Source organism: Pseudomonas sp. IPO3778 (assembly GCF_013386825.1).
Lineage (GTDB): Bacteria > Pseudomonadota > Gammaproteobacteria > Pseudomonadales > Pseudomonadaceae > Aquipseudomonas.
Genome location: NZ_JACARC010000038.1, coordinates 91,655 through 116,377, shown reverse-complemented (window position 1 = coordinate 116,377; position 24,723 = coordinate 91,655). Strand labels below are relative to the sequence as shown.

Below are 24,723 nucleotides of genomic sequence, written 5' to 3'. Positions count from 1 at the left end.
TCTATAACAAGATCTAAGGCCGACTATGGGCACTGAAACACTGGCGATCAGCAGCGTGCGAATGTTTCGTTATGCGTTTGGCTCCCTGCTGCTATTGGCAGGCACGGCATTGCTGGTGGCTCAAGGGCTGGCCTGGCTGGACCTGGAGCCCCGTATCCTGCGCGCGCTGCAAGGGGGTGCCATTTGCGCACTGGGTACGGCCTTGGGCGCCGTGCCGGTGCTGGTGATCCGCCGGATGCCATTGGCGGTGAGTGACACGCTGCTTGGCTTCGGTGCCGGGGTGATGCTGGCGGCGACGGCGTTTTCGCTGATCGTGCCAGGTATTGCGGCGGCCGAAAGCCTGGGGCTGACGCCTTGGGCTGCCAGCGGTTTGATCAGTTTCGGCATCATGCTGGGCGCATTCGGACTGTATCTGGTGGATCGCAAGGTCTCCGGCGCCAGTCCGGAAATGCTGGTGGGTAGTCTGGAGCATCCGGTAATACCGCCGCGTATCTGGCTGTTTGTGTTTGCCATCATTGCCCACAACATTCCCGAAGGCATGGCGGTGGGTGTGTCGGCGGGCGGCGGCATGCCGGATGCCGACAGCCTGGCCATGGGCATTGCCTTGCAGGATGTGCCGGAGGGATTGGTGATCGCGTTGGTACTGGCCGGGGCAGGGATATCGCGGGTCAAGGCGTTCCTGATTGGCGCGGCGTCAGGGCTGGTGGAACCGGTATTTGCGGTGCTGTGCGCCTGGTTGGTGAGCCTGGCGGAGATGTTGTTGCCGCTGGGGTTGGCGCTGGCGGCCGGGGCGATGCTGTTGGTGGTGACGCACGAAGTCATTCCCGAGTCGCGGCGCAATGGCCATGACAAGCTCGCCAGCCTGGGGCTGTGCGTCGGGTTTTGTTTGATGATGGTGATGGATACGGCGTTGGGATGAAGCCGCTTGCGGGCTTCACTCCGTCACAGGTGGGCGGGTTTACTCGCCTTCGTCAAAGTAGTTGTTGATCAATGCCGCCAGGGCATCCATCGCTTCCTGCTCTTGTTCGCCTTCCGTTTTCAAATGAATCTTCGTGCCCTTGCCCGCGGCCAGCATCATCATGGCCATGATGCTTTTGCCGTCGACCATGGATTCGGGGGTGCGTCCGGCGCGAATCTGGCAAGGGAACTGCCCGGCGACGCCGACGAACTTGGCCGAGGCCCGGGCGTGCAGGCCCAGCTTGTTGATGATTTCAATTTCCAGAGCAGGCATCGCGCAGGTGTTCCTTTCAGCTGAGGTCGCGGTGGCGAACCTGGACGTTCTTGAGGGTTTGTTGCAGCACCTTGCCCAGGCGTTCGGTCAGGTAGACGGAACGGTGATGGCCGCCGGTGCAGCCAATGGCGATAGTGACATAAGCCCGGTTGCTGGCCGCAAAACGCGGCAGCCATTTGAGCAGGTAGCTGGAGATGTCCTGGAACATTTCCTCCACATCCGGTTGCGCCGCCAGGTACTCGGCCACAGGCTGGTCCAGCCCGGACTGGTCACGCAGCTCGGGCTTCCAGTACGGGTTGGGCAGGCAGCGCACATCGAACACCAGGTCGGCATCTACCGGCATGCCGCGCTTGAAGCCGAAAGACTCGACCAGGAAGGCCGTGCCCGGCTCAGGCTGATTCAGCAGGCGCAACTTGATGGCATCGCGCAGTTGATACAGGTTCAGGCTGGTGGTGTTGATCTTGAGGTCGGCCAGGTCAATGATCGGCCCCAGCAGTTTGGTCTCGTCCTCGATGGCTTCGGCCAGCGAGCGATGGGGGCTGCTCAACGGGTGGCGGCGACGGGTTTCAGAGAACCGTTTGAGCAGGGTCTCTTCGTCGGCGTCGAGGTACAGCACATCACAATGGATGTGCTTGGCCCGCACTTCTTCGAGCAGTTCCGGGAAGCGGGTGAGATGGCTGGGCAGGTTGCGGGCGTCGATCGAGACAGCGACCAGCGGTTGCGCCAGCTCGGTGTGGATCAGTGCGCGTTCCGCCAGCTCCGGCAGCAGGCCGGCGGGCAGGTTGTCGATGCAATAGAAGCCGTTGTCCTCAAGAACATTGAGAGCCGTGCTTTTACCTGAGCCGGAGCGGCCGCTGACGATGATCAAACGCATGATTACTGCCCGTTTTGTTCATCCAGAACAACCTGATAGAGCGCCTCGTTGCTGGAGGCGCTGCGCAGTTTGTCGCGTACTTCTTTGCGGTCGAGCATGCTGGCGATCTGCCGAAGCAGTTCCAGATGCGCATCGGTGGCGGCTTGCGGGACCAGCAGTACAAACAGCAGGTCGACCGGCGCACCGTCGATGGCGTCGAAATCGATGGGGGCGTCCAGGTGCAGCAGGGCGCTGACTGGAGACTCACAGCCTTGCAGGCGGCAGTGAGGGATGGCGATGCCGTTGCCAAAGCCGGTCGAACCGAGCTTTTCACGGGCGATCAGTGCTTCGTACACAGCTTGCGTATCCAGCTCAGGCACTTCACGGCCGAACAGGTTGGCAATTTGTTCGAGGGCACGCTTTTTACTGCCGCCCGGCACGTTCACGAGGGAGCGGCCGGGGGTCAGGATGGTTTCAAGTCGAATCATGGGTGGGGAGTGTTAGCGGCCTGTGCCTTGAAGAAGGCTCTGCTGCTTTTCCTTATGCTTTTTAAGTTGGCGGTCAAGCTTGTCAGTCAAGGCATCGATCGATGCATACATGTCTTCATGCTCGGCATTGGCGACCACTTCGCCACCGGGTATCTGCAAGGTCGCTTCAATTTTCTGCTGAAGCTTGTCGACCTTCATGATGACCTGCACATTGGTGATCTTGTCGAAATGACCCTCAAGTCGTTTCAGCTTCTGCTCGACGTATTCGCGCAATGGAGGGGTGACTTCTACATGGTGTCCACTGATGTTGACTTGCATACAGCTTCTCCTTCGTTGCCAGTGCATAAAGCGGCAGGCCGGGGTGCCTGCCACTGGAACGCTATGGCCCGCCCGTCACATCAAACGTTTACGCTCGCTGGAAGGCGCGATCCCAAGGGACTCGCGGTACTTGGCGACGGTTCGACGGGCGACCTGAATGCCTTGTGCCTCCAGTAAACCAGCGATCTTGCTGTCACTCAACGGCTTTTTCTGATTTTCCGCGGCAACCAGTTTTTTGATGATCGCGCGGATCGCCGTGGACGAGCATTCGCCGCCTTCGGAGGTGCTGACGTGGCTGGAGAAAAAGTATTTCAGCTCATAAATACCCCGTGGGGTATGCATGAATTTTTGCGTGGTCACCCGGGAAATCGTTGATTCGTGCATGCCCACCGCCTCGGCGATGTCGTGCAGTACCAGTGGCTTCATCGCCTCATCGCCGTATTCCAGGAAGCCACGCTGGTGCTCGACGATCTGGGTGGCGACTTTCATCAGGGTTTCGTTGCGGCTTTGCAGGCTCTTGATGAACCAGCGGGCTTCCTGCAACTGGTTGCGCATGAAGGTGTTGTCGGCGCTGGTATCGGCGCGGCGCACAAAACCGGCGTATTGCGGATTGACCCGCAGGCGTGGCACCGACTCCTGGTTCAGTTCCACCAGCCAGCGCTCGTTGTCCTTGCGTACGATGACATCGGGCACCACGTATTCGGCTTCACTGGACTCGATCTGCGAGCCAGGGCGCGGGTTAAGGCTCTGCACCAGCTCGATGATCTGGCGCAGGTCATCTTCCTTGAGCTTCATGCGGCGCATCAGCTGGCTGTAGTCGCGGCTGCCCAGCAGGTCGATGTAGTCGGTGACCAGGCGCTGGGCTTCGGTCAGCCAGGGCGTCTTGGCCGGCAATTGGCGCAGTTGCAGCAGCAGGCATTCGCTGAGGCTGCGGGCGCCGATACCGGCGGGCTCGAACTGCTGAATGCGGTGCAGGACGGCTTCGATTTCGTCCAGTTCGATATCCAGCTCCGGGTCGAACGCCTCGAGGATCTCCTCAAGGGTCTCGTCCAGGTAGCCCTGATTGTTGATGCAGTCGATCAGGGTCACGGCGATCAGGCGATCGGTGTCGGACATCGGTGCCAGGTTCAGTTGCCAGAGCAAATGGCTCTGCAGGCTCTCGCCGGCGGACGTGCGGGTGGTGAAATCCCACTCGTCATCATCATTGCTCGGCAGGCTGCTGGCGCTGGTCTGGTACACGTCTTCCCAGGCGGTGTCGACGGGAAGCTCGTTGGGGATGCGTTCGTTCCATTCACCTTCCTCGAGGTTATCCACCGTGGGGGCGGTTTCCTGGTAGGAGGGTTCCTGTACGTCGGGGTTGGGTTTTTGCTCGATGTTGTCGGCCAGCGGGTCTGCATTATCGAAGTCGTCGCCTTCTTCCTGGCGTTCGAGCATCGGATTGGACTCCAGGGCCTCCTGGATTTCCTGTTGCAGGTCCAGGGTCGACAATTGGAGCAGGCGGATGGCCTGTTGCAGCTGCGGTGTCATCGTCAGCTGCTGGCCCATTCTCAGGACTAGCGATGGTTTCATGGCAGGGGCTTAACACCTTATTCGCCGGCGCAATGCGCCATCCACGACAGGGCGCGTGAGCGCCAAACATAAGCAAATTATATGCCTGATATCGGGGGCTTTGCCTAGAGCGCGGTAACAATAAAAATAATGAGGTTTTTATTGACTCCCGCGCTCCGTGGCGAATGGCCTGATACCACCGTGTTTACAGGCGGAACTCGTGACCCAGATACACTTCCTTGACCAGTTCGTTGGCCAGGATGGTTGCGGAGTCGCCTTCGGCAATCAACTGCCCATCGTTCACGATATAGGCGGTTTCGCAGATATCGAGGGTCTCACGGACGTTGTGGTCGGTGATCAATACACCGATGCCCTTGGCCTTGAGGTGATGGATGATCTGCTTGATGTCGCCCACCGAGATCGGGTCGACACCGGCGAAAGGTTCGTCCAGCAGGATGAACTTCGGCGCTGTGGCCAGGGCGCGGGCGATTTCCACACGACGACGCTCGCCGCCGGAAAGGCTCATGCCGAGGTTGTCGCGAATGTGGTTGATGTGGAATTCCTGAAGCAGGCTTTCCAGCTCTTTCTTGCGCCCGGCGCGGTCGAGTTCCTTGCGGGTCTCGAGGATCGCCATGATGTTGTCGGAGACCGACAGTTTGCGGAAGATCGACGCTTCCTGGGGGAGATAGCCGATGCCCGCCTGTGCACGACCGTGCATGGGTTGGTGGCTCACATCCAGGTCGTCGATCAGCACGCGGCCTTGATCGGCCTGTACCAGGCCGACAATCATATAGAAGCAGGTGGTCTTGCCGGCACCGTTGGGGCCGAGCAAGCCGACGATCTGGCCGCTGTCGATCGACAGGCTGACGTCGCGCACGACCTGACGGCTTTTATAGGCCTTGGCCAGATGCTGGGCTTTCAGGGTTGCCATTAATTCGCCTTCTTTGCGTCGGTTTTCGGCGTCGGCTGGGCGGCGTCGGCTTTCTGCTTCGGCTGGATAACCATATCGATGCGTGGCTTCGGCGTGCCGATTTTCGTGCCGGTGGCACGGCCGGCCTGGGCAATCTGCTTCACCGTGTCATAGACGATTTTTTCGCCGTCAGTGGTGTTGCCGTCATTGATGACCCTGGCTTGATCGATCAGCACGATACGGTTTTGCTGGGCGTGGTACTGGATCGTCTTGCCGTAGCCTTTGACCGGCGTAGGGTCGCCCACTTTTTGCAGTTGTTCGAAATACGCCAGGTTGCCGACCGAAGTCACCACGTCGATGTCGCCTGCCGGGGTACGAGTCAGGGTCACGGTGTTACCCGTCACTTTCATCGAGCCTTGAGTGATGATGACGTCGCCGGTGTAGGTCGCAATACCTTTCTTGTCATCCAGTTGTGCATCATCGGCCTGGATGTGGATCGGTTGCTGGCTATCGTTCGGCAGAGCCCAGGCGCTCACGCTTCCCAGTGCTGCGCCCAGGCCGAGCAAAATAGGGAGGGTTTTAACGAGCCTCATACTGTCCTCTTACGTTCGATAGCAGGTGTATCCTGCTTTCTTTCAAATACGCTTTCATTCCCTTGCCAGTCGATACACCGCCAGCGCCGTCGATTCTAACGTCTTGCTCGGTCTGCGCATATTGCTTCTGTGGGAATACGGTCATGCGACTGCTGGTAATGATGGTGTCGCGGTTCTTGGCGTCGGTGCGGGCTACGCGTACCGAGTCAATCAATTCCACTTGGGTGCCGTCCGGGTTGACCTCGCCACGCTCGCTGGTGACGTGCCACGGGAACTCGGCGCCGCGGTACAGGTTCATGTCCGGCTTGGTCAGCAACGTGACCTCGGATGCCTTCAAGTGCTCGACCTTGTCAGAGGTCATTTCATACTGAACCTTGCCATCGGGCAGGAACTGGATGCTGTGGGCGTTGATGGCGTAATAGTCGATAGCGCTCTCGTCAACCTGTGCAACAGGCTTGTCGAGGAAGCGCTCCGGGCTGATATTCCAGTAACCGACCGCCAGAAAAACGGCGGCGATGACGGCGAATATCAGGAAATTGCGAATCTTTTTACTCAGCATAAAACGCTCTATAGGTAGGCGGCGTGAGCCGCTTCAAGGCTGCCTTGGGCGCGCAGAATCAACTCGCAGAACTCGCGGGCGGCGCCTTCGCCGCCACGGGCCGTGGTGACGCCATGGGCGTGTTCGCGAACGAACGCCGCCGCATTGGCCACCGCCATGCCGAGGCCGACCCGGCGAATCACCGGCAGGTCGGGTAAATCGTCGCCGAGGTAAGCAACCTGCTCATAGCTTAGGTTGAGTTGGCCAAGAAGCTCGTCCAGAACCACCAGTTTATCCTCGCGGCCCTGATACAGGTGAGGAATCCCCAGGTTTTGTGCGCGGCGTTCCACAACAGGCGTCTTGCGACCGCTGATGATGCCGGTTTGCACGCCCGCGGCCATCAGCATCTTGATGCCCTGGCCGTCGAGGGTGTTGAAGGTCTTGAATTCGCTGCCGTCTTCCAGGAAGTACAGGCGGCCATCGGTCAGCACGCCGTCGACGTCAAAGATCGCCAGTTTGATGTGCTTGCCCCGTTGCAACAGGTCGGTGGTCATTTACATCACTCCTGCACGCAGCAAGTCGTGCATGTTCAGGGCGCCAACCGGGCGGTCGTCGCCGTCGACCACCACCAGCGCCAGAATTTTATGGTCTTCCATGATCTTCAGCGCTTCGGCCGCGAGCATGTCAGGGCGGGCGGTCTTGCCGTGGGGGGTCATGACTTCGTCGATGGTGGCGGTCTGGATATCGAGGTTACGGTCCAGGGTGCGGCGCAGGTCGCCGTCGGTGAATACCCCGGCCAGGCGCCCGTCGGATTCCAGGATCACGGTCATGCCCAGGCGCTTGAGGGTCATTTCCATCAAGGCATCCTTAAGCAAGGTGCCGCGCGGCACTTGTGGCAACTCGTCGCCGGCGTGCATCACGTTTTCCACTTTCAGCAGCAGGCGACGACCCAGGGCGCCACCCGGATGGGAAAATGCGAAATCCTCGGCGGTAAACCCGCGGGCTTCCAGCAATGCCACGGCCAACGCATCGCCCATGACCAGGGCGGCGGTGGTGGAGGAGGTCGGTGCCAGGTTCAGCGGGCAGGCCTCTTCGGCCACGTGCACGTTCAAATTCACTTCAGCAGCTTTGGCCAGCGTCGAGTCCGGGTTGCCGGTCACGCTGATCAACTGGATGCCCAGGCGCTTGATCAGCGGCAGCAGGGTCACGATTTCGTTGGTGGTGCCGGAGTTGGACAGTGCCAGGATGATGTCATCCCGGGTGATCATGCCCATGTCACCGTGGCTGGCTTCGGCCGGATGCACGAAGAACGCAGTGGTCCCGGTGCTTGCCAGGGTGGCGGCGATCTTATTGCCAATGTGTCCGGATTTGCCCATGCCGACCACGACAACGCGGCCCTTGCTGGCCAGAATCATCTCGCATGCGCGTACGAAATCCGCGTCGATATGAGCCAGCAAGCCTTCTACGGCTTCAAGCTCGAGGCGGATGGTACGTTGTGCGGATTGAATAAGGTCGCTGGATTGGCTCATGTCTGAAATCGTATAGCCTGACGAAAAGTCGGCGATTATAGCGGTAATGAACAATTCCCTCACGCAAGTTCGTCAGGCTTTATTCATTCCGTCTGTGGTTGAGATTGAACCTCAGCAAGGTTTTTTTAGCTGTCCTGTTTCTGAACAAGCTCTGTTCCGGCCTTGGGGGCGCTGCATCAGCAGTGATATAGTTCGCCGCCAGTTCGGTCCGCGCAGCCTTTATGTCTATTCGATGCAAGCATTTGTCGAAAACAAAGTGTCTGAGTGAAAGGCTGCATCCCAAGGAGTTTAGATGAGTGCCGATAACGCCTACGCGGTCGAGCTGAAGGGCCTTTCCTTCAAGCGCGGTACGCGCAGCATCTTCAATAATGTGGATATTCGCATTCCCCGCGGCAAAGTCACGGGCATCATGGGGCCTTCCGGTTGCGGCAAGACGACGCTGCTGCGCCTGATGGGCATGCAATTGCGCCCCTCCGCCGGTGAAGTCTGGGTCAATGGCCAGAACCTGCCGACCCTCTCGCGCAGCGACCTGTTCGATGCCCGCAAGCACATGGGCGTGCTGTTCCAGAGCGGCGCGCTGTTTACCGACCTCGACGTTTTCGAAAACGTGGCGTTCCCGCTTCGGGTGCACACACAGCTGTCCGATGAAATGATTCGTGACATTGTGTTGCTCAAATTGCAGGCCGTAGGGCTGCGCGGCGCCATCGACTTGATGCCTGATGAACTGTCCGGTGGCATGAAGCGTCGAGTGGCCCTGGCGCGCGCCATCGCCCTCGACCCGCAGATTCTCATGTACGACGAACCTTTCGTTGGCCAGGACCCGATTGCCATGGGCGTCCTGGTACGCCTGATCCGCTTGCTCAATGATGCGCTGGGTATCACCAGTATCGTGGTCTCCCACGACCTGGCCGAGACCGCGAGCATTGCCGACTACCTCTATGTGGTGGGCGATGGCCAGGTGCTGGGGCAGGGCACGCCTGAAGAGCTGATGAACGCAGATAACCCGCGCATTCGCCAATTCATGACCGGCGATCCTGATGGCCCGGTGCCTTTTCACTTTCCGGCAGCGGACTACCGCTCAGATCTTCTGGGGAAGCGCTGATGCGCAAGACATCTTTAATCGAAAAGGTTCGCCTTTTCGGTCGGTCCGGCATCGATGTGCTCGGTGTACTGGGCCGTTCGACGATTTTCCTGTTCCATGCCTTGCTTGGCCGCGGCGGTATTGGCGGCGGCTTTGGCCTGTTGATCAAGCAACTGCACTCCGTGGGCGTGATGTCCCTGGTGATCATCGTGGTTTCCGGGGTGTTCATCGGCATGGTGCTGGCGTTGCAGGGCTTCAATATCCTGTCCAGCTACGGCTCCGAACAGGCGGTGGGGCAGATGGTTGCCCTGACCCTGTTGCGTGAGCTGGGGCCTGTGGTGACGGCACTGCTGTTTGCCGGGCGTGCCGGTTCTGCGTTGACGGCCGAAATCGGCAACATGAAGGCCACCGAGCAGCTGTCCAGCCTGGAAATGATCGGTGTCGATCCGCTCAAGTACATTGTTGCCCCGCGCCTGTGGGCCGGCTTCATCTCCCTGCCACTGCTGGCGATGGTTTTCAGCGTGGTCGGGATCTGGGGCGGTTCGTGGGTGGCGGTTGACTGGCTGGGGGTCTACGACGGCTCCTACTGGGGCAACATGCAGAACAGCGTGACCTTCAGCGGCGACGTGCTAAACGGCATCATTAAAAGCATCGTTTTCGCCTTTGTAGTGACCTGGATCGCCGTATTCCAAGGCTACGACTGTGAGCCCACCTCAGAAGGGATCAGTCGCGCCACCACCAAGACCGTTGTGTACGCCTCACTGGCGGTACTGGGCCTTGACTTCATTTTGACCGCCTTGATGTTTGGAGATTTCTGATGCAAAACCGCACTGTGGAAATCGGTGTCGGCCTTTTCTTGCTGGCTGGCATCCTGGCTTTACTGTTGCTCGCCCTGCGAGTCAGCGGCCTATCGGCCAGCCCCACCGCCGATACTTATAAACTTTACGCCTACTTCGACAATATCGCCGGTTTGACTGTCAGAGCTAAAGTGACCATGGCGGGTGTAACCATCGGCAAGGTCACGGCGATCGATCTGGATCACGACAGCTTCACCGGCCGTGTGACGATGCAAGTGAACAAGAAGGTGGATAACCTGCCGACTGACTCCACCGCGTCTATCCTCACCGCTGGGTTGCTGGGCGAGAAATACATCGGCATCAGCGTGGGCGGGGAAACAGCCCTGCTCAAGGATGGTTCGACCATTCATGACACACAGTCGTCGTTGGTGCTGGAGGACTTGATCGGTAAATTCCTGCTCAATACCGTCAATAAAGACGCCAAATGAGGAATGTGTTCATGATCTCTACTTTGCGACGTGGCCTGTGGGTACTGCTCGCGGCACTGCCGTTGATGGCTAACGCCGCTACCGGCGGTTCCGCACATGACCTGGTGCAGGACACCACCACCAAGATGTTGGCTGACCTGAGTGCCAACAAGGAAAAGTACAAGCAGGACCCGAGCGACTTCTATGAGGCGTTGAACAGCATCGTCGGCCCGGTAGTTGATGCCGAAGGTATTTCCAAAAGCATCATGACGGTCAAGTACTCGCGCAAGGCAACGCCTGAGCAAATGACCCGCTTCCAGGAAAACTTCAAGCGCGGTCTGTTCCAGTTCTACGGTAACGCGCTGCTGGAGTACAACAACCAAGGGATTACCGTCGCCCCCGCAGGGGATGAGTCGGGTGACCGCACCAGCGTTAACATGAGCGTCAAGGGCAACAACGGCGCGGTGTACCCGGTGCAGTACACGCTGGAGAAGGTCAACGGCGAGTGGAAACTGCGTAACGTGATCATCAACGGCATCAACATCGGCAAGCTGTTCCGTGACCAGTTTGCAGATGCCATGCAGCGCAATGGCAACGACCTGGACAAGACCATCAATGGTTGGGCCGGTGAAGTGGCCAAGGCCAAGGAAGAAACCGACAAAGCTGCCGGGAAGCCCGCGCAATGACTGAGTCGGCCATTCGCCTTGGCGAGTCCGGTGAGCTGCTGCTCACCGGCGTGCTGGATTACAGCACCGGGCCAGCCCTGCGCAAGCAGGGCCAGGCGCTGATCAATGCCAGTACCGCGTCTGCGCTGGTGCTCGATTGCTCGGCGGTGGTGAAGTCCAGCAGCGTCGGCTTGTCGTTGCTGCTGTGTTTCATGCGTGATGCCCAGGCCGTCAAAAAGCCGGTAAGCATCCGTGCATTGCCCGAAGACATGCGTGAAATTGCTGAAGTTTCCGGTCTGACCGAGCTGTTGGCGCATCCTTAATACACATTATTAAAGAAGCCCCCCGTCAGAGTCCTGCTATGCGGGGTTCGCAGGCGCGGGGCTTTTTTGTATGATGTGCGACCCGCGCGCACTGGGCGCCGATAGAGGTTGAGCATGCAGGCCTTAGAAGTGAAGCGCTTTCTCGAAGAAAAGCTCCCCGAAACTCAAGTAGAAGTTGAGGGCGAAGGCTGTAACTTCCAGCTGAACGTGATTAGCGATGAACTGGCGGCATTGAGCCCGGTCAAGCGTCAGCAGCAGATCTATGCCCATTTGAACCCGTGGATCACCGATGGCAGCATCCATGCGGTCACTATGAAATTTTTCAGCCGCGCGGCCTGGGCCGAGCGCACCTGAGCCCCCAAGGCGTCGAGATTCTTATGGATAAATTGATTATTACCGGCGGTGCTCGTCTTGATGGCGAGATCCGTATTTCCGGGGCGAAGAACTCCGCCCTGCCGATCCTGGCCGCTACCTTGCTGTGCGATGGCCCGGTGACCGTGGCCAACCTGCCGCACCTGCACGACATCACCACCATGATCGAACTGTTCGGTCGCATGGGTATCGAGCCGGTGATCGACGAGAAACTCAGCGTCGAAATCGACCCGCGCACCATCAAGACCCTGATCGCGCCGTACGAACTGGTGAAAACCATGCGCGCCTCGATCCTGGTACTGGGCCCGATGGTTGCCCGCTTCGGCGAAGCCGAAGTCGCATTGCCTGGCGGTTGCGCCATCGGTTCGCGTCCGGTGGACCTGCACATCCGTGGCCTGGAAGCCATGGGCGCAACCATCGACGTCGAAGGCGGCTACATCAAGGCCAAGGCGCCGGAAGGCGGCCTGCGTGGCGCGAACTTCTTCTTCGATACCGTCAGCGTGACCGGTACCGAGAACATCATGATGGCTGCTGCCCTGGCCAACGGCCGCAGCGTGCTGCAGAACGCCGCGCGCGAGCCGGAAGTCGTCGACCTGGCGAACTTCCTGATCGCCATGGGTGCCAACATTACGGGCGCCGGCACCGACACCATCACCATTGAAGGTGTTAAGCGCCTGCACTCGGCCACCTACAAAGTGATGCCGGACCGCATCGAGACCGGTACCTACCTGGTGGCTGCTGCCGTTACCGGTGGCCGCGTCAAGGTCAAGGACACCGATCCGACGATCCTTGAATCCGTCCTGGAAAAACTCAAGGAAGCCGGCGCTGAAATCACCACCGGTGAAGACTGGATCGAGCTGAACATGCACGGCAAGCGGCCAAAAGCCGTCAACGTGCGTACCGCTCCGTACCCGGCGTTCCCGACCGACATGCAAGCGCAGTTCATTTCCCTGAACGCGATTGCCGAAGGCACCGGTGCGGTGATCGAGACCATCTTCGAAAACCGCTTCATGCACGTGTATGAACTGCACCGCATGGGCGCCAAGATCCAGGTCGAAGGCAATACTGCCATCGTGACCGGCATCGAGAAGCTCAAGGGCGCGCCAGTGATGGCCACCGACCTGCGTGCCTCGGCCAGCCTGGTGATCTCGGCGCTGTGCGCTGACGGCGACACCCTGATCGACCGCATCTACCACATCGACCGTGGCTACGAGTGCATCGAAGAGAAACTGCAGATGCTCGGCGCGAAAATCCGCCGCGTACCGGGCTAATACCCGTAACTGCAAACACCGTCACTGTGGCGAGGGAGCTTGCTCCCGCTGGGGCGCGCAGCGGCCCTGCTCCTTAAGGCCGGGACTGCTGCGCAGTCCAGCGGGAGCAAGCTCCCTCGCCACAGGATGGTGTTTGTTGTTAAATGGTTTGTTTCAAATCGAGGCTGTAATGGCCTCGATCTGTGTCTGGCGCCGCTTGCGACCGGACAGCAATAGCCTGATGAAGGACTGACGTTTCCCATGTTGACCATCGCACTGTCCAAGGGCCGCATCCTTGACGACACTTTGCCGCTTCTGGCTGAAGCGGGCATCGTGCCGACCGAGAATCCGGACAAGAGCCGCAAGCTGATCATTCCCACGACCCAGGACGACGTTCGCCTGCTGATCGTGCGTGCCACCGACGTGCCAACCTATGTTGAGCATGGCGCGGCCGACCTCGGCGTCGCGGGTAAAGACGTGTTGATGGAATACGGTGGCCAGGGCCTGTACGAGCCGCTGGACCTGCGTATTGCGCTGTGCAAACTGATGACCGCCGGCCGTGTCGGTGACGTCGAGCCCAAAGGCCGCCTGCGGGTGGCCACCAAGTTCGTCAACGTTGCCAAGCGCTACTACGCCGAGCAAGGTCGCCAGGTCGACATCATCAAGCTCTACGGCTCGATGGAGCTGGCACCGCTGATCGGCCTGGCCGACAAGATCATCGACGTGGTCGACACCGGCAACACCCTGCGCGCCAACGGCCTGGAACCCCAGGACTTTATCGCTGACATCAGCTCCCGGCTGATCGTCAACAAAGCGTCGATGAAAATGCAGCACGCCCGTATCCAGGCGTTGATCGACACCCTGCGCAAGGCAGTGGAGTCTCGACACCGCGGTTGACTCACCCGCGCGGCCCTAAGCCGCGCCCGTCTATCCGCCTCATAGCCAGAATTCTCAGGTGCCCAAGCGGAAACGACTGCTGGGAAGGTGCGCTGACGTTCAATAACGAATCGCGCCTTACCCCAAAAGGCAAGTTATGTTAGTAGAAGATTCTTTTTCAATAATTAGCGACGCGTAGCAGCCTGCCTTTTGAGGTAAGGCCCTGCGGGTTGGCACTGTGGTCGCGCCATGCTGCGTTGCGGGACTGGGTAAGGAAACAACCCTTGCCAGCGTCCCGCGCCTTGCCTGGCACAACCACAGTACCAACGCGCTTCGTTATTGAACGTCAGCGCACCTTCGGGCGCCTGAGTTTTTGCCAATTCTATTGAGGCCCTCGCTATGACCACGTCCACTGCAATTGCCCGACTCAACGCTGCCGACCCGGATTTCGCCCATCATCTGGATCATCTGCTGAGCTGGGAAAGCGTGTCCGACGACTCGGTCAATCAGCGGGTGCTCGACATCATCAAGGCCGTGCGCGAGCGCGGTGATGCGGCGCTGGTGGATTTCACCCGGCAGTTCGATGGCCTGGACGTCGCCTCCATGGCCGACCTGATCCTGCCCCGCGAACGCCTGGAACTGGCCCTGACCCGCATCACCGCGCCCCAGCGTGAAGCCCTGGAAGTGGCGGCCGCGCGGGTGCGCAGCTACCACGAGAAACAGAAACAGGACTCCTGGAGCTACACCGAGGCCGACGGCACCGTGCTGGGCCAGAAGGTCACGCCGCTGGACCGCGCCGGCCTGTACGTGCCGGGTGGTAAAGCCTCGTACCCGTCCTCGGTGTTGATGAACGCGATTCCGGCCAAGGTGGCCGGCGTGACCGAAGTGGTCATGGTGGTGCCTACGCCGCGTGGCGAAATCAACGAGTTGGTGCTGGCCGCCGCCTGTATTGCCGGCGTTGACCGCGTGTTCACCATCGGCGGTGCCCAAGCGGTAGCGGCCCTGGCCTACGGCACTGAAAGCGTGCCGAAGGTCGACAAGGTGGTGGGCCCGGGCAACATCTACGTGGCCACGGCCAAGCGCCACGTGTTTGGCCAGGTCGGCATCGACATGATCGCCGGTCCTTCGGAAATCCTCGTGGTGTGTGACGGCCAGACCGACCCGGACTGGATCGCCATGGACCTGTTCTCCCAGGCCGAGCACGACGAAGACGCCCAGGCGATCCTGGTCAGCCCGGACGCCGAATTCCTGGACAAGGTGGCCGCGAGCATCGCCAAGCTGCTGCCAACCATGGAGCGCGCCGAGATCATCGAGAAGTCGATCAATGGGCGTGGCGCCCTGATCCAGGTGCGCGACATGGAACACGCCATCGAAGTGGCCAACCGCATCGCCCCTGAACACCTGGAGTTGTCCGTGGCCGACCCACAAGCCTGGCTGCCGCTGATTCGTCACGCCGGCGCGATCTTCATGGGCCGCCACACCAGCGAAGCCCTGGGCGACTACTGCGCAGGTCCCAACCACGTGTTGCCGACGTCGGGCACGGCGCGGTTCTCCTCGCCGCTGGGTGTGTATGACTTCCAGAAGCGTTCGTCGATCATCTTCTGCTCGCCCCAGGGCGCGTCGGAGTTGGGCAAGACCGCTTCCGTGCTGGCCCGTGGCGAGTCGCTGACCGCCCACGCCCGCAGTGCCGAATACCGCATCGTTGACGACAAGCCGCAGGGGAACTGAAACATGAGCAAATTCTGGAGCCCGCTCGTCAAGGATCTCGTTCCTTACGTGCCCGGTGAGCAACCGAAGCTGACCAAGCTGGTGAAGCTCAATACCAATGAAAACCCCTACGGCCCGTCGCCCAAGGCGCTGGCCGCCATGCAAGCCGAGCTGAACGACAACCTGCGTTTGTACCCGGACCCCAACAGCGACCTGCTCAAGCAAGCAGTGGCGAAGTATTACGCAATCGACGCGGGCAAAGTGTTCCTCGGCAACGGTTCCGATGAAGTCCTGGCCCACATCTTCCACGGTTTGTTCCAGCACGACCTGCCGCTGTTGTTCCCGGACATCAGCTACAGCTTCTACCCGGTGTACTGCGGCCTGTACCGCATTGCGTTTGACGCCGTGCCGCTGGACGAGCAGTTCCAGATCCGCGTGTCGGACTACGCCAGGCCCAACGGCGGGATCATTTTCCCTAACCCGAACGCGCCGACCGGTTGCCTGATGGCGCTGGATGCCGTGGAGCAGATCCTCAAGGCCAGCCCGGACTCGGTGGTGGTGGTGGATGAGGCGTATATCGACTTCGGCGGTGAAACCGCCATCAGCCTGGTGGACCGTTATCCGAACCTGCTGGTGACCCAAACCCTGTCCAAGTCGCGCTCCCTGGCCGGTTTGCGGGTAGGCCTGGCCGTGGGCCATCCGGACCTGATCGAGGCGCTGGAGCGGGTCAAGAACAGCTTCAACTCCTACCCTGTGGACCGCCTGGCGATTGCCGGCGCGGCCGCTGCATTTGAAGACCGCGAGTACTTCCAGAAGACGTGCCAGCGGGTGATCGACAGCCGCGAAACGCTGGTGGCGCAGTTGCAGGCCAAAGGTTTTGAGGTGCTGCCGTCTGCAGCCAACTTCATCTTTGCCCGTCACCCACGGCACGACGCCGCCGGGCTGGCGGCCAAGGTGCGGGAGCAAGGGGTGATTGTGCGGCACTTCAGGCAGGAGCGGATTGCCCAGTTCCTGCGGATCAGCATCGGCACGCCTGAGCAGAACCAGGCGCTGATTGATGCGTTGGGTGAGCTGTAATCTTTATTGACTGAACCGGCGCCATCGCGGGCAAGCCCGGCTCCCACAGGGGACTGCATTCTTTCTGACAATGCATTCCAATGTGGGAGCCGGGCTTGTCCGCGATGAGGCCATCAGCAACACCAAAAAGCTAAAGCCTTACAGCAACGGCTCATCCGGCTTCTTGTGCTTCCAGCCGTCATTGCCCGGCAGCAGCAGATTCAATGCAATCGCTACCACCGCACACAGGGCGATGCCCTTCAGGCCAAAGTCATTCGGGCCGGTGCCGGTGCCCACCAGCACACCGCCAATCCCGAACACCAGGGTCACCGACACAATCACCAGATTGCGCGCTTCGCCGAGGTCGATCTTGTGACGGATCAGGGTGTTCATCCCCACCGCGGCAATCGAGCCGAACAGCAGGCACAGGATCCCGCCCATCACCGGGATTGGAATGCTCTGCAGCAGCGCGCCGAACTTGCCGATAAACGCCAGGCTGATGGCAAATACGGCCGCCCAGGTCATGATCTTCGGGTTGTAGTTCTTGGTCAGCATCACCGCGCCGGTCACTTCCGCGTAGGTCGTGTTGGGCGGGCCGCCGAACAGGCCGGCAGCGGTGGTGGCGATGCCATCGCCCAGCAGGGTGCGGTGCAGGCCGGGCTTCTTCAGGTAATCGCGGCCGGTCACGCTGCCCACTGCAATCACACCACCGATATGTTCAATCGCCGGGGCCAGCGCCACCGGGAGGATAAACAGGATCGCTTGCCAGTTGAATTCCGGCGCGGTGAAGTGGGGCAGGGCGAGCCACGGTGCGGCGGCGATCTTCGCGGTATCCACCACACCGAAGTAGAACGCCATTGCAAAACCCACCAGCACGCCGGAGATGATCGGCACCAGGCGGAAAATGCCTCTGCCGAACACCGCCACGATCAACGTGGTCAGGAGCGCCGGCATCGAGATCAGCATGGCCGTCTTGTAGGGGATCAGTTCGGCACCGTCGCCCCCTTTGCCCATGGCCATGTTGGCGGCAATCGGCGCCATGGCCAGGCCGATGGAAATAATCACCGGCCCGATCACCACCGGCGGCAGCAGCCGGTCGATAAAACCAGTGCCCTTGATCTTCACCGCAGCGCCGAGGAAGGTGTAAACGAAACCGGCCGCCATCACCCCACCCATGGTTGCCGCCAGGCCGAACTGCTGCTTGGCGAGAATGATCGGGGTGATAAACGCAAAGCTCGACGCCAGGAACACCGGCACTTGGCGCCCGGTGACCACTTGGAACAACAAGGTGCCCAAGCCTGCGGTAAACAGGGCGACGTTTGGATCGAGACCGGTGATCAGCGGCATCAACACCAGCGCGCCAAATGCTACGAAGAGCATCTGTGCGCCAGACAGGATCTGGCGCCAAAGCGGGTCGTTGAATTCATCCTGCATGGTCACGCGTCCTTCTGCTTGGTACCGAAGATCTTGTCGCCGGCATCGCCCAGGCCCGGGATGATGTAGCCGTGTTCATTCAGGCGCTCATCAATGGACGCGGTGTAGATCAGCACGTCCGGGTGGGCTTTCTCGACGGCGGCGATGCCTTCGGGAGCGGCCACCAGCACCATGGCGCGAATGTCCTTGCAGCCGGCTTTTTTCAGCAGGTCGATGGTGGCAACCATGGAGCTGCCGGTGGCGAGCATGGGGTCGATGATCATCGCCAGGCGCTCGTCGATTTCCGGTACCAGTTTTTCCAGGTAGGTGTGGGCCTGCAGTGTTTCTTCATTGCGGGCCACGCCCACGGCGCTGACTTTTGCGCCCGGGATCAGGCTGAGCACGCCTTCGAGCATGCCGATACCGGCGCGCAGGATCGGCACCACGGTAATCTTCTTGCCGGCGATTTTCTCGACCTGGACGGGACCGGCCCAACCCGGGATCTCGTAGCTTTCCAGGGGCAAATCTTTGGTGGCCTCGTAAGTGAGCAGCGCTCCGACTTCCTGAGCAAGCTCACGGAAATTCTTCGTGCTAATGTCGGCACGGCGCATAAGGCCGAGTTTGTGTCGGATCAGCGGGTGGCGGATCTCGCGAGTGGGCATGGGAAAGGCTCCGGCGGCGGGCAAAAAAACCGGCCTAGATTAATCTATCCGAGGGTGTTGTCCTATAGACATCTAGTACGTTAGTCCATTAAGGCTTGAACGTTGCGCCTCACATGCGTACCTTTGCCCGCTTTTCTTGCCACAGCACCCCCCTTGGAGAGCGCCATGTCCGCTGATCTCGAGCATATCCGTCAAATCATGCGCGAGGCTGACTGCCTGTACACCGAAGCGCAAGTCGAAGAGGCCATCGCCAAGGTCGGCGCGCACATCTCCCGCGAAATGGCCGACACCAACCCGGTGGTCTTTTGCGTGATGAACGGTGGCCTGATTTTCGCCGGCAAATTGCTCACTCATCTGCAGTTCCCGTTGGAAGCGTCCTACTTGCACGCCACCCGCTATCGCAATGAAACCAGCGGCGGCGACCTGTTCTGGAAAGCCAAGCCGGAAGTCTCGTTCATCGACCGCGACGTGCTGATCATCGATGACATTCTCGACGAAGGGCACACCCTGGGCGCGATCATCGACTTCTGCAAACACGCCGGCGCGCGCAACGTGCACACCGCCGTGCTGATCGACAAGGACCACGACCGCAAGGCCCGTCCGGACCTGAAAGCCGATTACGTCGGCCTGCCGTGCATCGACCGTTACATCTTCGGTTACGGCATGGACTACAAAGGCTACTGGCGCAACGCCAACGGGATTTACGCCGTTAAAGGAATGTAATCAATGGCCAGCTTTCTTGACCAAGCGTTGTTCACCGAACTGGCCGAGAAAGCGGCTGGCAGCCCTCGCGGCCGGCACCATCACAACTTCCACCAGATGGAAGAGCCTTGCCATCGTATGGCCGTTGGCATGCAGCCAAACACGTATGTACCGCCTCATCGCCACTTGAGCGCCGACAAGGCGGAAACCCTGTTGGTGCTCAAGGGCAGCCTGGGCTTGCTGATTTTCAGCGAGACCGGCGAGGTCCTGGCCAAGCGCGTGATGCAGGCCGGCGGTGAGTGCCCCGGCGTCGACTTGCCGCCAGGCGTGTTTCACGGCCTGGTGGTGCTGGAGCCCGATACCTTGATGTTCGAATGCAAGGCCGGGCCGTATCGGCCGGTGGGCGAGAACGAGTTGGCAGCGTGGGCGCCCCGTGAAGGGGATGCCGGCGTGGCTGAGTATCAGCGCTGGATGCTTGCCCAGTTCGATTGAGCTAAAGTGCTGGGCCATCTTCCACGGAGCGGCCCATGCGCTTTTTGATCCGCAGTTGCGCCGTACTGGCGCTGACCCTCAGTTTGCCCCTGGCGGCGGCTCCGGCGCCGTTGCACAGCCAATTCCTGCCCCCCGACGACCTGACCCTGCGAGCCGAAACACCGGACCAGCAGCAGCTGCTGCAAGTCACCGAGTATTCGGTGGTGGTGGGCAACCAGCGTCAATCCACCCAGCAACCGATCCCGGTGACGTCGCCGTTGATGATTCGCCTCAAGGGCAAATCCCTGAACAAGGGGGCAACCATCGCCCAGGTGATCCTCAACTTTGATGCCGAAAGCAAAAGCCTGAAAAAGCCGGTGTTCGACGATAAAAGCAAAACCCTCACGTTGTCGTACCCGGTGACCCAGTACCGCGTCATCGTCGATTTGCTGCGCAACGACACCGTCTATGTGCAGTTCCTCAGCTATGCCAATGGCCATATCTGGGCCGATCTGCACACCGGGGCGGTGCGCGCCAAATAATCAAGCTGACGCGGATTCGGCCCTGTCAATACAGTCAATGTGGGAGCTGGCTTGCCTACGATAGCGTTGGGTCAGTCAGCCTCTCTATCACTGACAAATCGTTATCGCAGGCAAGCCGGCTCCCACATTGGTCCGTGTAGCTTTCGAAGCCGCTGTGCCGCAGGTAAACTGCTTTTCCCGTGTAAATGTCTGCAGGCTGGAGTCGGTAATGCGTAAAGATAAGAAACAGCTGATTGGTGATGAAATCGGCGACGAGCAAATCAAGCTGTTCCTGGATTTCGAACCGGTAGACGCCACTTCGCCGTCCCTGCACAAACTGATCAAGGCCTACCGTGGCCTGCGCATCGACGACTTCGAGCGCTTCCTGGTTTTTTTCAAGGAAGCCGGCCTGGACCTCGACGGCAAGGACGAGCATGGCCTGACCTTCGTTGACGTGATCAAGGACCAGCGCAACGCCGCCGAGTACATCGCGTTGATCGAACAAGCCCGCGGCTGATTGTTGCGGACAAAAAAACGCCCCGTTCTCATCATGAGAGCGGGGCGTTTTTGTTTGTTACTGTAGGAGCGAGCTTGCTCGCGAAGAACCTGAGGATGGCGCGTTAAACCAGGCGCGCTGCATCATCGTTAACGTTTTTCGCGAGCGAGCTCGCTCCTGCATCAACCAGTTCCAGGCTGATGTTGTTCTGCGTATTGATCTTGTGATACAGATCCGCATCGGTCTCCAGGACCTTTTCCCGAGCCGGGAAGATTTCGTGCAACTTGGTCGCCCACTCACCGGCGGTTTTTTCCGGGAAGCAGCGTTCGATCAGTTCCAGCATGATCGATACTGTTACCGAAGCGCCCGGGGACGCGCCCAGCAGGGCCGCCAACGAACCATCCTTGGCCGCAACCAGTTCGGTACCGAATTGCAGCACGCCGCCTTTCTTCGGGTCTTTCTTGATGATCTGCACCCGTTGGCCGGCCACTTCCAGGCGCCAGTCTTCGGCCTTCGCTTCAGGGTAGAAGCGGCGCAAGGATTCCAGGCGTTGCTCCATGGACTGGCGCACTTCGCTGACCAGGTACTTGGTCAGGTCCATGTTGTCCCGGGCGACGGCCAGCATCGGGCCGATGTTGCCGGCACGAATCGACATCGGCAGGTCAAGGAACGAGCCATGCTTGAGGAACTTGGTGGTGAAACCGGCGTATGGCCCGAACAGCAGGGACTTCTTGCCGTCGACCACACGGGTGTCGAGGTGCGGCACCGACATCGGTGGCGAACCCACGGCCGCCTGGCTGTAGACCTTGGCCTGGTGGTGCTTGACCACTTCCGGGTTGTCGCAACGCAGCCACTGGCCGCTGACCGGGAAGCCGCCGAAGCCTTTGCTTTCTTCGATGCCCGACGCTTGCAGCAGCGGCAGGGCCGCGCCACCGGCGCCGAGGAAGACGAACTTGGCGTCCACGTCACGGGAGTTACCGCTGTTGACGTCCTTGATGCTCACGGTCCAGCCGGCGCCGTTGCGCTTGAGGCCGGTGACGCGCTTGCTGTACTTGACCTGGGCATCCGGTGCGCTGGTCAGGTGTGACAGCAACTGGTTGGTCAGGGCGCCGAAGTTGACGTCGGTACCGTTCATCACGCGGGTGGCCGCGATTTTTTCGTCCAGCGGGCGGCCGGGCATCATCAGCGGCATCCACTCGGCCATCTCGCTGCGGTCTTCGGTGTAGTGCATGTCCGAGAACGCGTGGTGCTGGCTGAGGGTTTCAAAGCGCTTCTTGAGGAACGACACGCCTTTTTCGCCCTGCACGAAGCTCAGGTGCGGCACAGGGCTGATAAAGGACTTGGATGAGCCAAAGGTGCCTTTCTTGGTCAAGTAAGCCCAGAACTGCTTCGACACCTCGAATTGGGTGTTGATGTGCACGGCTTTCTTGATGTCGATGGAGCCATCGCCCGCCTGCGGTGTGTAGTTCAGCTCACACAGCCCGGCGTGGCCGGTACCGGCGTTGTTCCACGGGTTGGAACTTTCCGCGGCACCCGAATCCATCAGCTCAACGACTTCCAGCGTGAGGCCGGGGTCGAGCTCTTTGAGCAGTACGGCGAGGGTGGCACTCATGATGCCCGCACCTACCAGTACTACGTCGACTGCTTCGTTATGCGCCATTTAACGCGTCTCCAAAATCTGCAGCACCAAATTGACGGCATGGCTGCCAGGAGTGACGGGGCGGTTCACGTGATGCCCCAGGTTACCCATGGCCAGGATCGCCATGTCCGATTCTTCGCAATTTATCGCAAGCGGACGCTGCCGGCCGGGCCTGATGTGCGTATGAACGCATTTAAGGGCACCTGTGGCAATTCGACTTATGGTCAAGTTCGTCCGGTCGTGCAACCAAATCCGTAGCGGACAGGCTTCAAGCTCCGGTTCTTGAGGAGTGCTCGGTCCTGTGTGGTGGGGCTGTTCCAGACGCTGATGGTGCTTGTACAAACGCCAAACTATTCATTTGCTCGCCACACTCTTGTGAAGTTGTGAAAACCCGTTTTTTTCACGCTCTTTTGAAGACGTGAACCTCAAAAAAGGGCTGCCCCAGCCTGGCACCTGGCCCGAAATCACTGCCGGCAAGCGGCATAACGGGCAAACAACTCAAGTGGCCGAGCGCATGGCAGCTCTGGCAGATTCGGGTAAAGACGATGGTTTGCAGGGAAAACAGCAAGCTCGCCAGCTTCACTCGATCTGTGTGGGCGGCTCTCTGTGGGCGGTGCGGGGAGCTAATACCAGGGCATTAGCGATGCTGCGAGGCCCGATCAGGAGACGTCCTTATAATCGGGGGGAGATTGTAGCGAAGAAATGCGCGCAAATGGACGTGTTTAATGACTTTTATTAGCACTCTGGTCAGGAGACCAACGCGTGCCGTGGCTGTGGCTGCGAAACCCGCGGGCTGACCCGGGCGCTGGCGGGCAGTGGGCGGTGCATCCAGCTCAGGCGAGTCTCTTCGACTTCGACCCAGCCTTCGCCGACGGGTGGCAGGCTGCACTGCTTGAAGGCCTGGCAGCAGCCATGGGCATCGAGCAGGGCAAAGTGGCGATGACTGGCGTGGGAAAAGAACAACGATTTGAGAAGGCGCATGGCTTTGTACCTGGTTCGTTACATGCTGCGAAGATTGGCAGTCTGCCATGACATTGAGGTGACGGTTCTGTGTGAAAATTGTAATTTCGCCGACAGTTCAGCTGCCATTCAGGAAATCTGGTGAGTGGCGAGCGCTCGCCGTTATACTGGCGCCCTGTTTGCATCTAGTCCTGGAGAAATGAGTATGTTGCAACGCCTGTTGTTCGGTTTGATCACTGTGACCAGTTTGACCCTGGTTGGCTGCGCCAACAGCCCGCAACAACTCAGCCCGGAACCGAAAATCACCACCCAGTTGGCGCCTGTTGGCCATGGCCAGCCGGTGTCGGTGCGGGTGGTGGACGGGCGTCCGTCGCCGACCCTCGGGACCCGCGGTGGCCTGTACCCTGAAACCAGCGCCATCACCGTGACCGGTGCCGACGTGCTGCCCAAGCTGCAAGCCCAGGCCGAAGCGGCTGTGCGCCTGTTGGGCTTCACCCCGGCCAACTCGCCAGGTGCTCCCCAACTGACCATTACCCTGGCCGAGCTGAAGTATCAGTCGCCCAAGGAAGGTCTGTACGTGACTGAAGCCGCCATCGGTGCGACCTTCAAGTCCGACGTGACCGCCGGTACCCGTCGCTACAGCGGCCGTTACGGCGCGTCCCTGAACCAGCGCTTCGGCATGGCGCCGAACCAGGAAACCAACACCAAGCTGGTCAGCGATGTGTTGAGCGATGCCCTGACGCGCCTGTTCAAGGACCCGAGCATCGGTTCGCTGCTCAGCTCGCAGTAGGAGCAAGTTTGCTCGTGATGGTCGTTAGCGATAACGCGCCCATCCAGAAGTAACGCGGCGGGCTGGCGTTTTTCGCGAGCAAGCCCGCTCCCACAAAAAAGCCGGACTCAGTGATGAGCCCGGCTTTTTTACGCCTGTAGCATTCATGCAGCCGTTTCGACATAAAAGTCCAGCACACTCACACCCGTCAGCAAATCCAGCTCCGGCAGGTCGGCATGCTGATGCCCGCCGAGGGCGCAATACACCAGCCAGTGGCGGTCCTGCACATTGAACGCAAGGCCGCCGATCAGCGCCTCTTGCTCGTCGCTGGGGGCAATCAGATACAACCGATCCTGGTTCTGCGCGTGCAACATGACAAGCTCCCGGGCTTTCGAAGGGCAACAGAGTGGCTTGTTAAGGTGACGTTCAGGTGACGGTGTAAATTACTGGATACATTAGCCACCAATGGGGAAGGAGCAATGACGCGC

At 60.0% G+C, this 24,723-nt stretch carries 33 protein-coding genes; 18 read left to right on the top strand and 15 right to left on the bottom strand.

Annotated features, from left to right (window positions below):
• Window positions 1-25: 25 nt before the first annotated feature.
• The gene (locus tag HX855_RS20405; protein ID WP_177084246.1) at window positions 26-919 is read left to right on the top strand and encodes a ZIP family metal transporter; all 894 of its coding nucleotides are present in this window, start codon (window positions 26-28) and stop codon (window positions 917-919) included.
• A gap of 39 nt (window positions 920-958) precedes the next feature.
• On the opposite strand, the gene HX855_RS20400 is transcribed toward HX855_RS20405, so the two are convergent.
• The 10 genes from HX855_RS20400 to HX855_RS20355 form a co-directional block, all read right to left on the bottom strand.
• Window positions 959-1,231, bottom strand: coding sequence for an HPr family phosphocarrier protein (locus tag HX855_RS20400; protein WP_177084244.1), 273 nt, complete (start codon window positions 1,229-1,231; stop codon window positions 959-961).
• A 16-nt stretch (window positions 1,232-1,247) separates the two neighbouring features.
• A complete protein-coding gene (gene rapZ, locus HX855_RS20395; protein WP_088422734.1) occupies window positions 1,248-2,105 on the bottom strand; it encodes an RNase adapter RapZ in 858 nt (285 codons plus the stop codon).
• A gap of 2 nt (window positions 2,106-2,107) precedes the next feature.
• Window positions 2,108-2,572, bottom strand: a complete 465-nt coding sequence (gene ptsN / locus HX855_RS20390; RefSeq protein ID WP_177084242.1) for a PTS IIA-like nitrogen regulatory protein PtsN — start codon at window positions 2,570-2,572, stop codon at window positions 2,108-2,110.
• A 12-nt stretch (window positions 2,573-2,584) separates the two neighbouring features.
• A complete protein-coding gene (gene hpf, locus HX855_RS20385; protein ID WP_017138237.1) occupies window positions 2,585-2,890 on the bottom strand; it encodes a ribosome hibernation-promoting factor, HPF/YfiA family in 306 nt (101 codons plus the stop codon).
• 75 nt (window positions 2,891-2,965) lie between these two features.
• Window positions 2,966-4,459: an RNA polymerase factor sigma-54 gene (locus tag HX855_RS20380; protein ID WP_177084240.1), complete on the bottom strand. Its 1,494-nt coding sequence runs from the start codon at window positions 4,457-4,459 to the stop codon at window positions 2,966-2,968.
• 184 nt (window positions 4,460-4,643) lie between these two features.
• A complete protein-coding gene (gene lptB / locus HX855_RS20375; RefSeq protein WP_003216119.1) occupies window positions 4,644-5,369 on the bottom strand; it encodes an LPS export ABC transporter ATP-binding protein in 726 nt (241 codons plus the stop codon).
• Window positions 5,369-5,941, bottom strand: coding sequence for a lipopolysaccharide transport periplasmic protein LptA (gene lptA, locus HX855_RS20370; protein WP_010170582.1), 573 nt, complete (start codon window positions 5,939-5,941; stop codon window positions 5,369-5,371). Before lptA ends, lptB begins: the two co-directional genes overlap by 1 nt.
• Window positions 5,928-6,500, bottom strand: coding sequence for an LPS export ABC transporter periplasmic protein LptC (gene lptC, locus HX855_RS20365; protein WP_177084238.1), 573 nt, complete (start codon window positions 6,498-6,500; stop codon window positions 5,928-5,930). The genes lptA and lptC overlap by 14 nt, the downstream gene beginning before the upstream one ends.
• A gap of 8 nt (window positions 6,501-6,508) precedes the next feature.
• Window positions 6,509-7,033, bottom strand: a complete 525-nt coding sequence (locus HX855_RS20360; protein ID WP_087692862.1) for an HAD family hydrolase — start codon at window positions 7,031-7,033, stop codon at window positions 6,509-6,511.
• Window positions 7,034-8,008: a KpsF/GutQ family sugar-phosphate isomerase gene (locus HX855_RS20355; RefSeq protein ID WP_177084236.1), complete on the bottom strand. Its 975-nt coding sequence runs from the start codon at window positions 8,006-8,008 to the stop codon at window positions 7,034-7,036.
• Window positions 8,009-8,054: 46 nt separating this feature from the next.
• Between HX855_RS20355 and HX855_RS20350 the strand changes: the two genes are divergently transcribed.
• The 11 genes from HX855_RS20350 (at window position 8,055) to hisC (ending at window position 16,623) form a co-directional block, all read left to right on the top strand.
• A complete protein-coding gene (locus tag HX855_RS20350) occupies window positions 8,055-8,276 on the top strand; it encodes a hypothetical protein (protein WP_177084235.1) in 222 nt (73 codons plus the stop codon).
• 24 nt (window positions 8,277-8,300) lie between these two features.
• Window positions 8,301-9,110 (top strand): ATP-binding cassette domain-containing protein, encoded by an 810-nt coding sequence (locus HX855_RS20345; RefSeq protein ID WP_003216128.1) that lies wholly within the window; start codon window positions 8,301-8,303, stop codon window positions 9,108-9,110.
• On the top strand, window positions 9,110-9,907 hold the full coding sequence (gene mlaE, locus HX855_RS20340) for a lipid asymmetry maintenance ABC transporter permease subunit MlaE (RefSeq protein WP_177084234.1): 798 nt from the start codon (window positions 9,110-9,112) through the stop codon (window positions 9,905-9,907). The genes HX855_RS20345 and mlaE overlap by 1 nt, the downstream gene beginning before the upstream one ends.
• Window positions 9,907-10,374 (top strand): outer membrane lipid asymmetry maintenance protein MlaD, encoded by a 468-nt coding sequence (mlaD, locus tag HX855_RS20335; RefSeq protein ID WP_177084233.1) that lies wholly within the window; start codon window positions 9,907-9,909, stop codon window positions 10,372-10,374. Before mlaE ends, mlaD begins: the two co-directional genes overlap by 1 nt.
• Window positions 10,375-10,385: 11 nt before the next feature.
• Complete coding sequence (locus tag HX855_RS20330) at window positions 10,386-11,039, top strand: phospholipid-binding protein MlaC (protein ID WP_177084232.1); 654 nt, start codon at window positions 10,386-10,388, stop codon at window positions 11,037-11,039.
• Window positions 11,036-11,341, top strand: coding sequence for a lipid asymmetry maintenance protein MlaB (locus tag HX855_RS20325; RefSeq protein ID WP_177084231.1), 306 nt, complete (start codon window positions 11,036-11,038; stop codon window positions 11,339-11,341). Before HX855_RS20330 ends, HX855_RS20325 begins: the two co-directional genes overlap by 4 nt.
• Window positions 11,342-11,455: 114 nt before the next feature.
• Window positions 11,456-11,695 (top strand): BolA family protein, encoded by a 240-nt coding sequence (locus tag HX855_RS20320; protein ID WP_017477722.1) that lies wholly within the window; start codon window positions 11,456-11,458, stop codon window positions 11,693-11,695.
• A gap of 23 nt (window positions 11,696-11,718) precedes the next feature.
• Window positions 11,719-12,984, top strand: a complete 1,266-nt coding sequence (murA, locus tag HX855_RS20315; RefSeq protein WP_177084230.1) for a UDP-N-acetylglucosamine 1-carboxyvinyltransferase — start codon at window positions 11,719-11,721, stop codon at window positions 12,982-12,984.
• Window positions 12,985-13,224: 240 nt separating this feature from the next.
• The gene (gene hisG / locus HX855_RS20310; RefSeq protein WP_003188599.1) at window positions 13,225-13,860 is read left to right on the top strand and encodes an ATP phosphoribosyltransferase; all 636 of its coding nucleotides are present in this window, start codon (window positions 13,225-13,227) and stop codon (window positions 13,858-13,860) included.
• Between the two features lie 378 nt (window positions 13,861-14,238).
• The gene (gene hisD, locus HX855_RS20305; protein ID WP_177084229.1) at window positions 14,239-15,567 is read left to right on the top strand and encodes a histidinol dehydrogenase; all 1,329 of its coding nucleotides are present in this window, start codon (window positions 14,239-14,241) and stop codon (window positions 15,565-15,567) included.
• Window positions 15,568-15,570: 3 nt separating this feature from the next.
• Complete coding sequence (gene hisC, locus HX855_RS20300) at window positions 15,571-16,623, top strand: histidinol-phosphate transaminase (protein WP_177084227.1); 1,053 nt, start codon at window positions 15,571-15,573, stop codon at window positions 16,621-16,623.
• Window positions 16,624-16,761: 138 nt separating this feature from the next.
• Here the strand turns inward: hisC and HX855_RS20295 are convergent, their stop codons facing one another.
• Together HX855_RS20295 and upp are read right to left on the bottom strand one after the other, a co-directional pair.
• Entirely contained in the window at window positions 16,762-18,036 is a 1,275-nt protein-coding gene (locus HX855_RS20295; RefSeq protein ID WP_177084225.1) for a uracil-xanthine permease family protein, read from the bottom strand.
• Between the two features lie 2 nt (window positions 18,037-18,038).
• Entirely contained in the window at window positions 18,039-18,677 is a 639-nt protein-coding gene (upp, locus tag HX855_RS20290; protein WP_177084223.1) for a uracil phosphoribosyltransferase, read from the bottom strand.
• Between the two features lie 165 nt (window positions 18,678-18,842).
• On the opposite strand from upp, the gene HX855_RS20285 reads away from it, so the two are divergent.
• The 4 genes from HX855_RS20285 (at window position 18,843) to HX855_RS20270 (ending at window position 20,888) form a co-directional block, all read left to right on the top strand.
• Window positions 18,843-19,400, top strand: a complete 558-nt coding sequence (locus HX855_RS20285) for a hypoxanthine-guanine phosphoribosyltransferase (protein ID WP_177084221.1) — start codon at window positions 18,843-18,845, stop codon at window positions 19,398-19,400.
• 3 nt (window positions 19,401-19,403) lie between these two features.
• Window positions 19,404-19,871, top strand: a complete 468-nt coding sequence (locus HX855_RS20280; RefSeq protein ID WP_177084219.1) for a WbuC family cupin fold metalloprotein — start codon at window positions 19,404-19,406, stop codon at window positions 19,869-19,871.
• A gap of 35 nt (window positions 19,872-19,906) precedes the next feature.
• Complete coding sequence (locus HX855_RS20275) at window positions 19,907-20,392, top strand: hypothetical protein (RefSeq protein WP_177084217.1); 486 nt, start codon at window positions 19,907-19,909, stop codon at window positions 20,390-20,392.
• A gap of 208 nt (window positions 20,393-20,600) precedes the next feature.
• On the top strand, window positions 20,601-20,888 hold the full coding sequence (locus tag HX855_RS20270; RefSeq protein ID WP_177084215.1) for a PA4642 family protein: 288 nt from the start codon (window positions 20,601-20,603) through the stop codon (window positions 20,886-20,888).
• A gap of 103 nt (window positions 20,889-20,991) precedes the next feature.
• Here the strand turns inward: HX855_RS20270 and mqo are convergent, their stop codons facing one another.
• Window positions 20,992-22,527, bottom strand: a complete 1,536-nt coding sequence (gene mqo / locus HX855_RS20265) for a malate dehydrogenase (quinone) (protein ID WP_177084213.1) — start codon at window positions 22,525-22,527, stop codon at window positions 20,992-20,994.
• 397 nt (window positions 22,528-22,924) lie between these two features.
• Here mqo and HX855_RS20260 point away from each other — a divergent pair, with 397 nt between their 5' ends.
• Window positions 22,925-23,245, top strand: a complete 321-nt coding sequence (locus HX855_RS20260) for a hypothetical protein (RefSeq protein WP_177084211.1) — start codon at window positions 22,925-22,927, stop codon at window positions 23,243-23,245.
• A gap of 8 nt (window positions 23,246-23,253) precedes the next feature.
• Here the strand turns inward: HX855_RS20260 and HX855_RS20255 are convergent, their stop codons facing one another.
• Window positions 23,254-23,487 carry a hypothetical protein gene (locus tag HX855_RS20255; RefSeq protein ID WP_177084209.1) on the bottom strand — a complete coding sequence of 78 codons (234 nt, stop codon included), beginning with the start codon at window positions 23,485-23,487 and terminating at the stop codon, window positions 23,254-23,256.
• A 184-nt stretch (window positions 23,488-23,671) separates the two neighbouring features.
• Here HX855_RS20255 and HX855_RS20250 point away from each other — a divergent pair, with 184 nt between their 5' ends.
• Entirely contained in the window at window positions 23,672-24,256 is a 585-nt protein-coding gene (locus HX855_RS20250) for a YajG family lipoprotein (protein ID WP_177084207.1), read from the top strand.
• Window positions 24,257-24,399: 143 nt separating this feature from the next.
• On the opposite strand, the gene HX855_RS20245 is transcribed toward HX855_RS20250, so the two are convergent.
• Window positions 24,400-24,609, bottom strand: coding sequence for a hypothetical protein (locus tag HX855_RS20245; RefSeq protein ID WP_177084205.1), 210 nt, complete (start codon window positions 24,607-24,609; stop codon window positions 24,400-24,402).
• Window positions 24,610-24,723: the final 114 nt, after the last annotated feature.

Excerpts from the sequence above, each read along its gene's own strand:
- HX855_RS20350 (WP_177084235.1), top strand. The coding sequence starts at position 8,055 with ATGAACAATTCCCTCACGCAAGTTCGTCAGGCTTTATTCATTCCGTCT.
- HX855_RS20355 (WP_177084236.1), bottom strand. The coding sequence starts at position 8,008 with ATGAGCCAATCCAGCGACCTTATTCAATCCGCACAACGTACCATCCGC.
- HX855_RS20320 (WP_017477722.1), top strand. The coding sequence starts at position 11,456 with ATGCAGGCCTTAGAAGTGAAGCGCTTTCTCGAAGAAAAGCTCCCCGAA.
- hpf (WP_017138237.1), bottom strand. The coding sequence starts at position 2,890 with ATGCAAGTCAACATCAGTGGACACCATGTAGAAGTCACCCCTCCATTG.
- HX855_RS20360 (WP_087692862.1), bottom strand. The coding sequence starts at position 7,033 with ATGACCACCGACCTGTTGCAACGGGGCAAGCACATCAAACTGGCGATC.
- HX855_RS20280 (WP_177084219.1), top strand. The coding sequence starts at position 19,404 with ATGGCCAGCTTTCTTGACCAAGCGTTGTTCACCGAACTGGCCGAGAAA.
- murA (WP_177084230.1), top strand. The coding sequence starts at position 11,719 with ATGGATAAATTGATTATTACCGGCGGTGCTCGTCTTGATGGCGAGATC.
- HX855_RS20270 (WP_177084215.1), top strand. The coding sequence starts at position 20,601 with ATGCGTAAAGATAAGAAACAGCTGATTGGTGATGAAATCGGCGACGAG.
- rapZ (WP_088422734.1), bottom strand. The coding sequence starts at position 2,105 with ATGCGTTTGATCATCGTCAGCGGCCGCTCCGGCTCAGGTAAAAGCACG.
- hisG (WP_003188599.1), top strand. The coding sequence starts at position 13,225 with ATGTTGACCATCGCACTGTCCAAGGGCCGCATCCTTGACGACACTTTG.
- HX855_RS20285 (WP_177084221.1), top strand. The coding sequence starts at position 18,843 with ATGTCCGCTGATCTCGAGCATATCCGTCAAATCATGCGCGAGGCTGAC.
- HX855_RS20295 (WP_177084225.1), bottom strand. The coding sequence starts at position 18,036 with ATGCAGGATGAATTCAACGACCCGCTTTGGCGCCAGATCCTGTCTGGC.
- hisD (WP_177084229.1), top strand. The coding sequence starts at position 14,239 with ATGACCACGTCCACTGCAATTGCCCGACTCAACGCTGCCGACCCGGAT.
- upp (WP_177084223.1), bottom strand. The coding sequence starts at position 18,677 with ATGCCCACTCGCGAGATCCGCCACCCGCTGATCCGACACAAACTCGGC.
- mlaD (WP_177084233.1), top strand. The coding sequence starts at position 9,907 with ATGCAAAACCGCACTGTGGAAATCGGTGTCGGCCTTTTCTTGCTGGCT.
- mqo (WP_177084213.1), bottom strand. The coding sequence starts at position 22,527 with ATGGCGCATAACGAAGCAGTCGACGTAGTACTGGTAGGTGCGGGCATC.
- HX855_RS20275 (WP_177084217.1), top strand. The coding sequence starts at position 19,907 with ATGCGCTTTTTGATCCGCAGTTGCGCCGTACTGGCGCTGACCCTCAGT.
- lptC (WP_177084238.1), bottom strand. The coding sequence starts at position 6,500 with ATGCTGAGTAAAAAGATTCGCAATTTCCTGATATTCGCCGTCATCGCC.
- HX855_RS20325 (WP_177084231.1), top strand. The coding sequence starts at position 11,036 with ATGACTGAGTCGGCCATTCGCCTTGGCGAGTCCGGTGAGCTGCTGCTC.
- hisC (WP_177084227.1), top strand. The coding sequence starts at position 15,571 with ATGAGCAAATTCTGGAGCCCGCTCGTCAAGGATCTCGTTCCTTACGTG.
- HX855_RS20255 (WP_177084209.1), bottom strand. The coding sequence starts at position 23,487 with ATGCGCCTTCTCAAATCGTTGTTCTTTTCCCACGCCAGTCATCGCCAC.
- lptB (WP_003216119.1), bottom strand. The coding sequence starts at position 5,369 with ATGGCAACCCTGAAAGCCCAGCATCTGGCCAAGGCCTATAAAAGCCGT.
- HX855_RS20345 (WP_003216128.1), top strand. The coding sequence starts at position 8,301 with ATGAGTGCCGATAACGCCTACGCGGTCGAGCTGAAGGGCCTTTCCTTC.
- lptA (WP_010170582.1), bottom strand. The coding sequence starts at position 5,941 with ATGAGGCTCGTTAAAACCCTCCCTATTTTGCTCGGCCTGGGCGCAGCA.
- HX855_RS20245 (WP_177084205.1), bottom strand. The coding sequence starts at position 24,609 with ATGTTGCACGCGCAGAACCAGGATCGGTTGTATCTGATTGCCCCCAGC.
- HX855_RS20330 (WP_177084232.1), top strand. The coding sequence starts at position 10,386 with ATGATCTCTACTTTGCGACGTGGCCTGTGGGTACTGCTCGCGGCACTG.
- ptsN (WP_177084242.1), bottom strand. The coding sequence starts at position 2,572 with ATGATTCGACTTGAAACCATCCTGACCCCCGGCCGCTCCCTCGTGAAC.
- HX855_RS20380 (WP_177084240.1), bottom strand. The coding sequence starts at position 4,459 with ATGAAACCATCGCTAGTCCTGAGAATGGGCCAGCAGCTGACGATGACA.
- HX855_RS20400 (WP_177084244.1), bottom strand. The coding sequence starts at position 1,231 with ATGCCTGCTCTGGAAATTGAAATCATCAACAAGCTGGGCCTGCACGCC.
- mlaE (WP_177084234.1), top strand. The coding sequence starts at position 9,110 with ATGCGCAAGACATCTTTAATCGAAAAGGTTCGCCTTTTCGGTCGGTCC.
- HX855_RS20250 (WP_177084207.1), top strand. The coding sequence starts at position 23,672 with ATGTTGCAACGCCTGTTGTTCGGTTTGATCACTGTGACCAGTTTGACC.
- HX855_RS20405 (WP_177084246.1), top strand. The coding sequence starts at position 26 with ATGGGCACTGAAACACTGGCGATCAGCAGCGTGCGAATGTTTCGTTAT.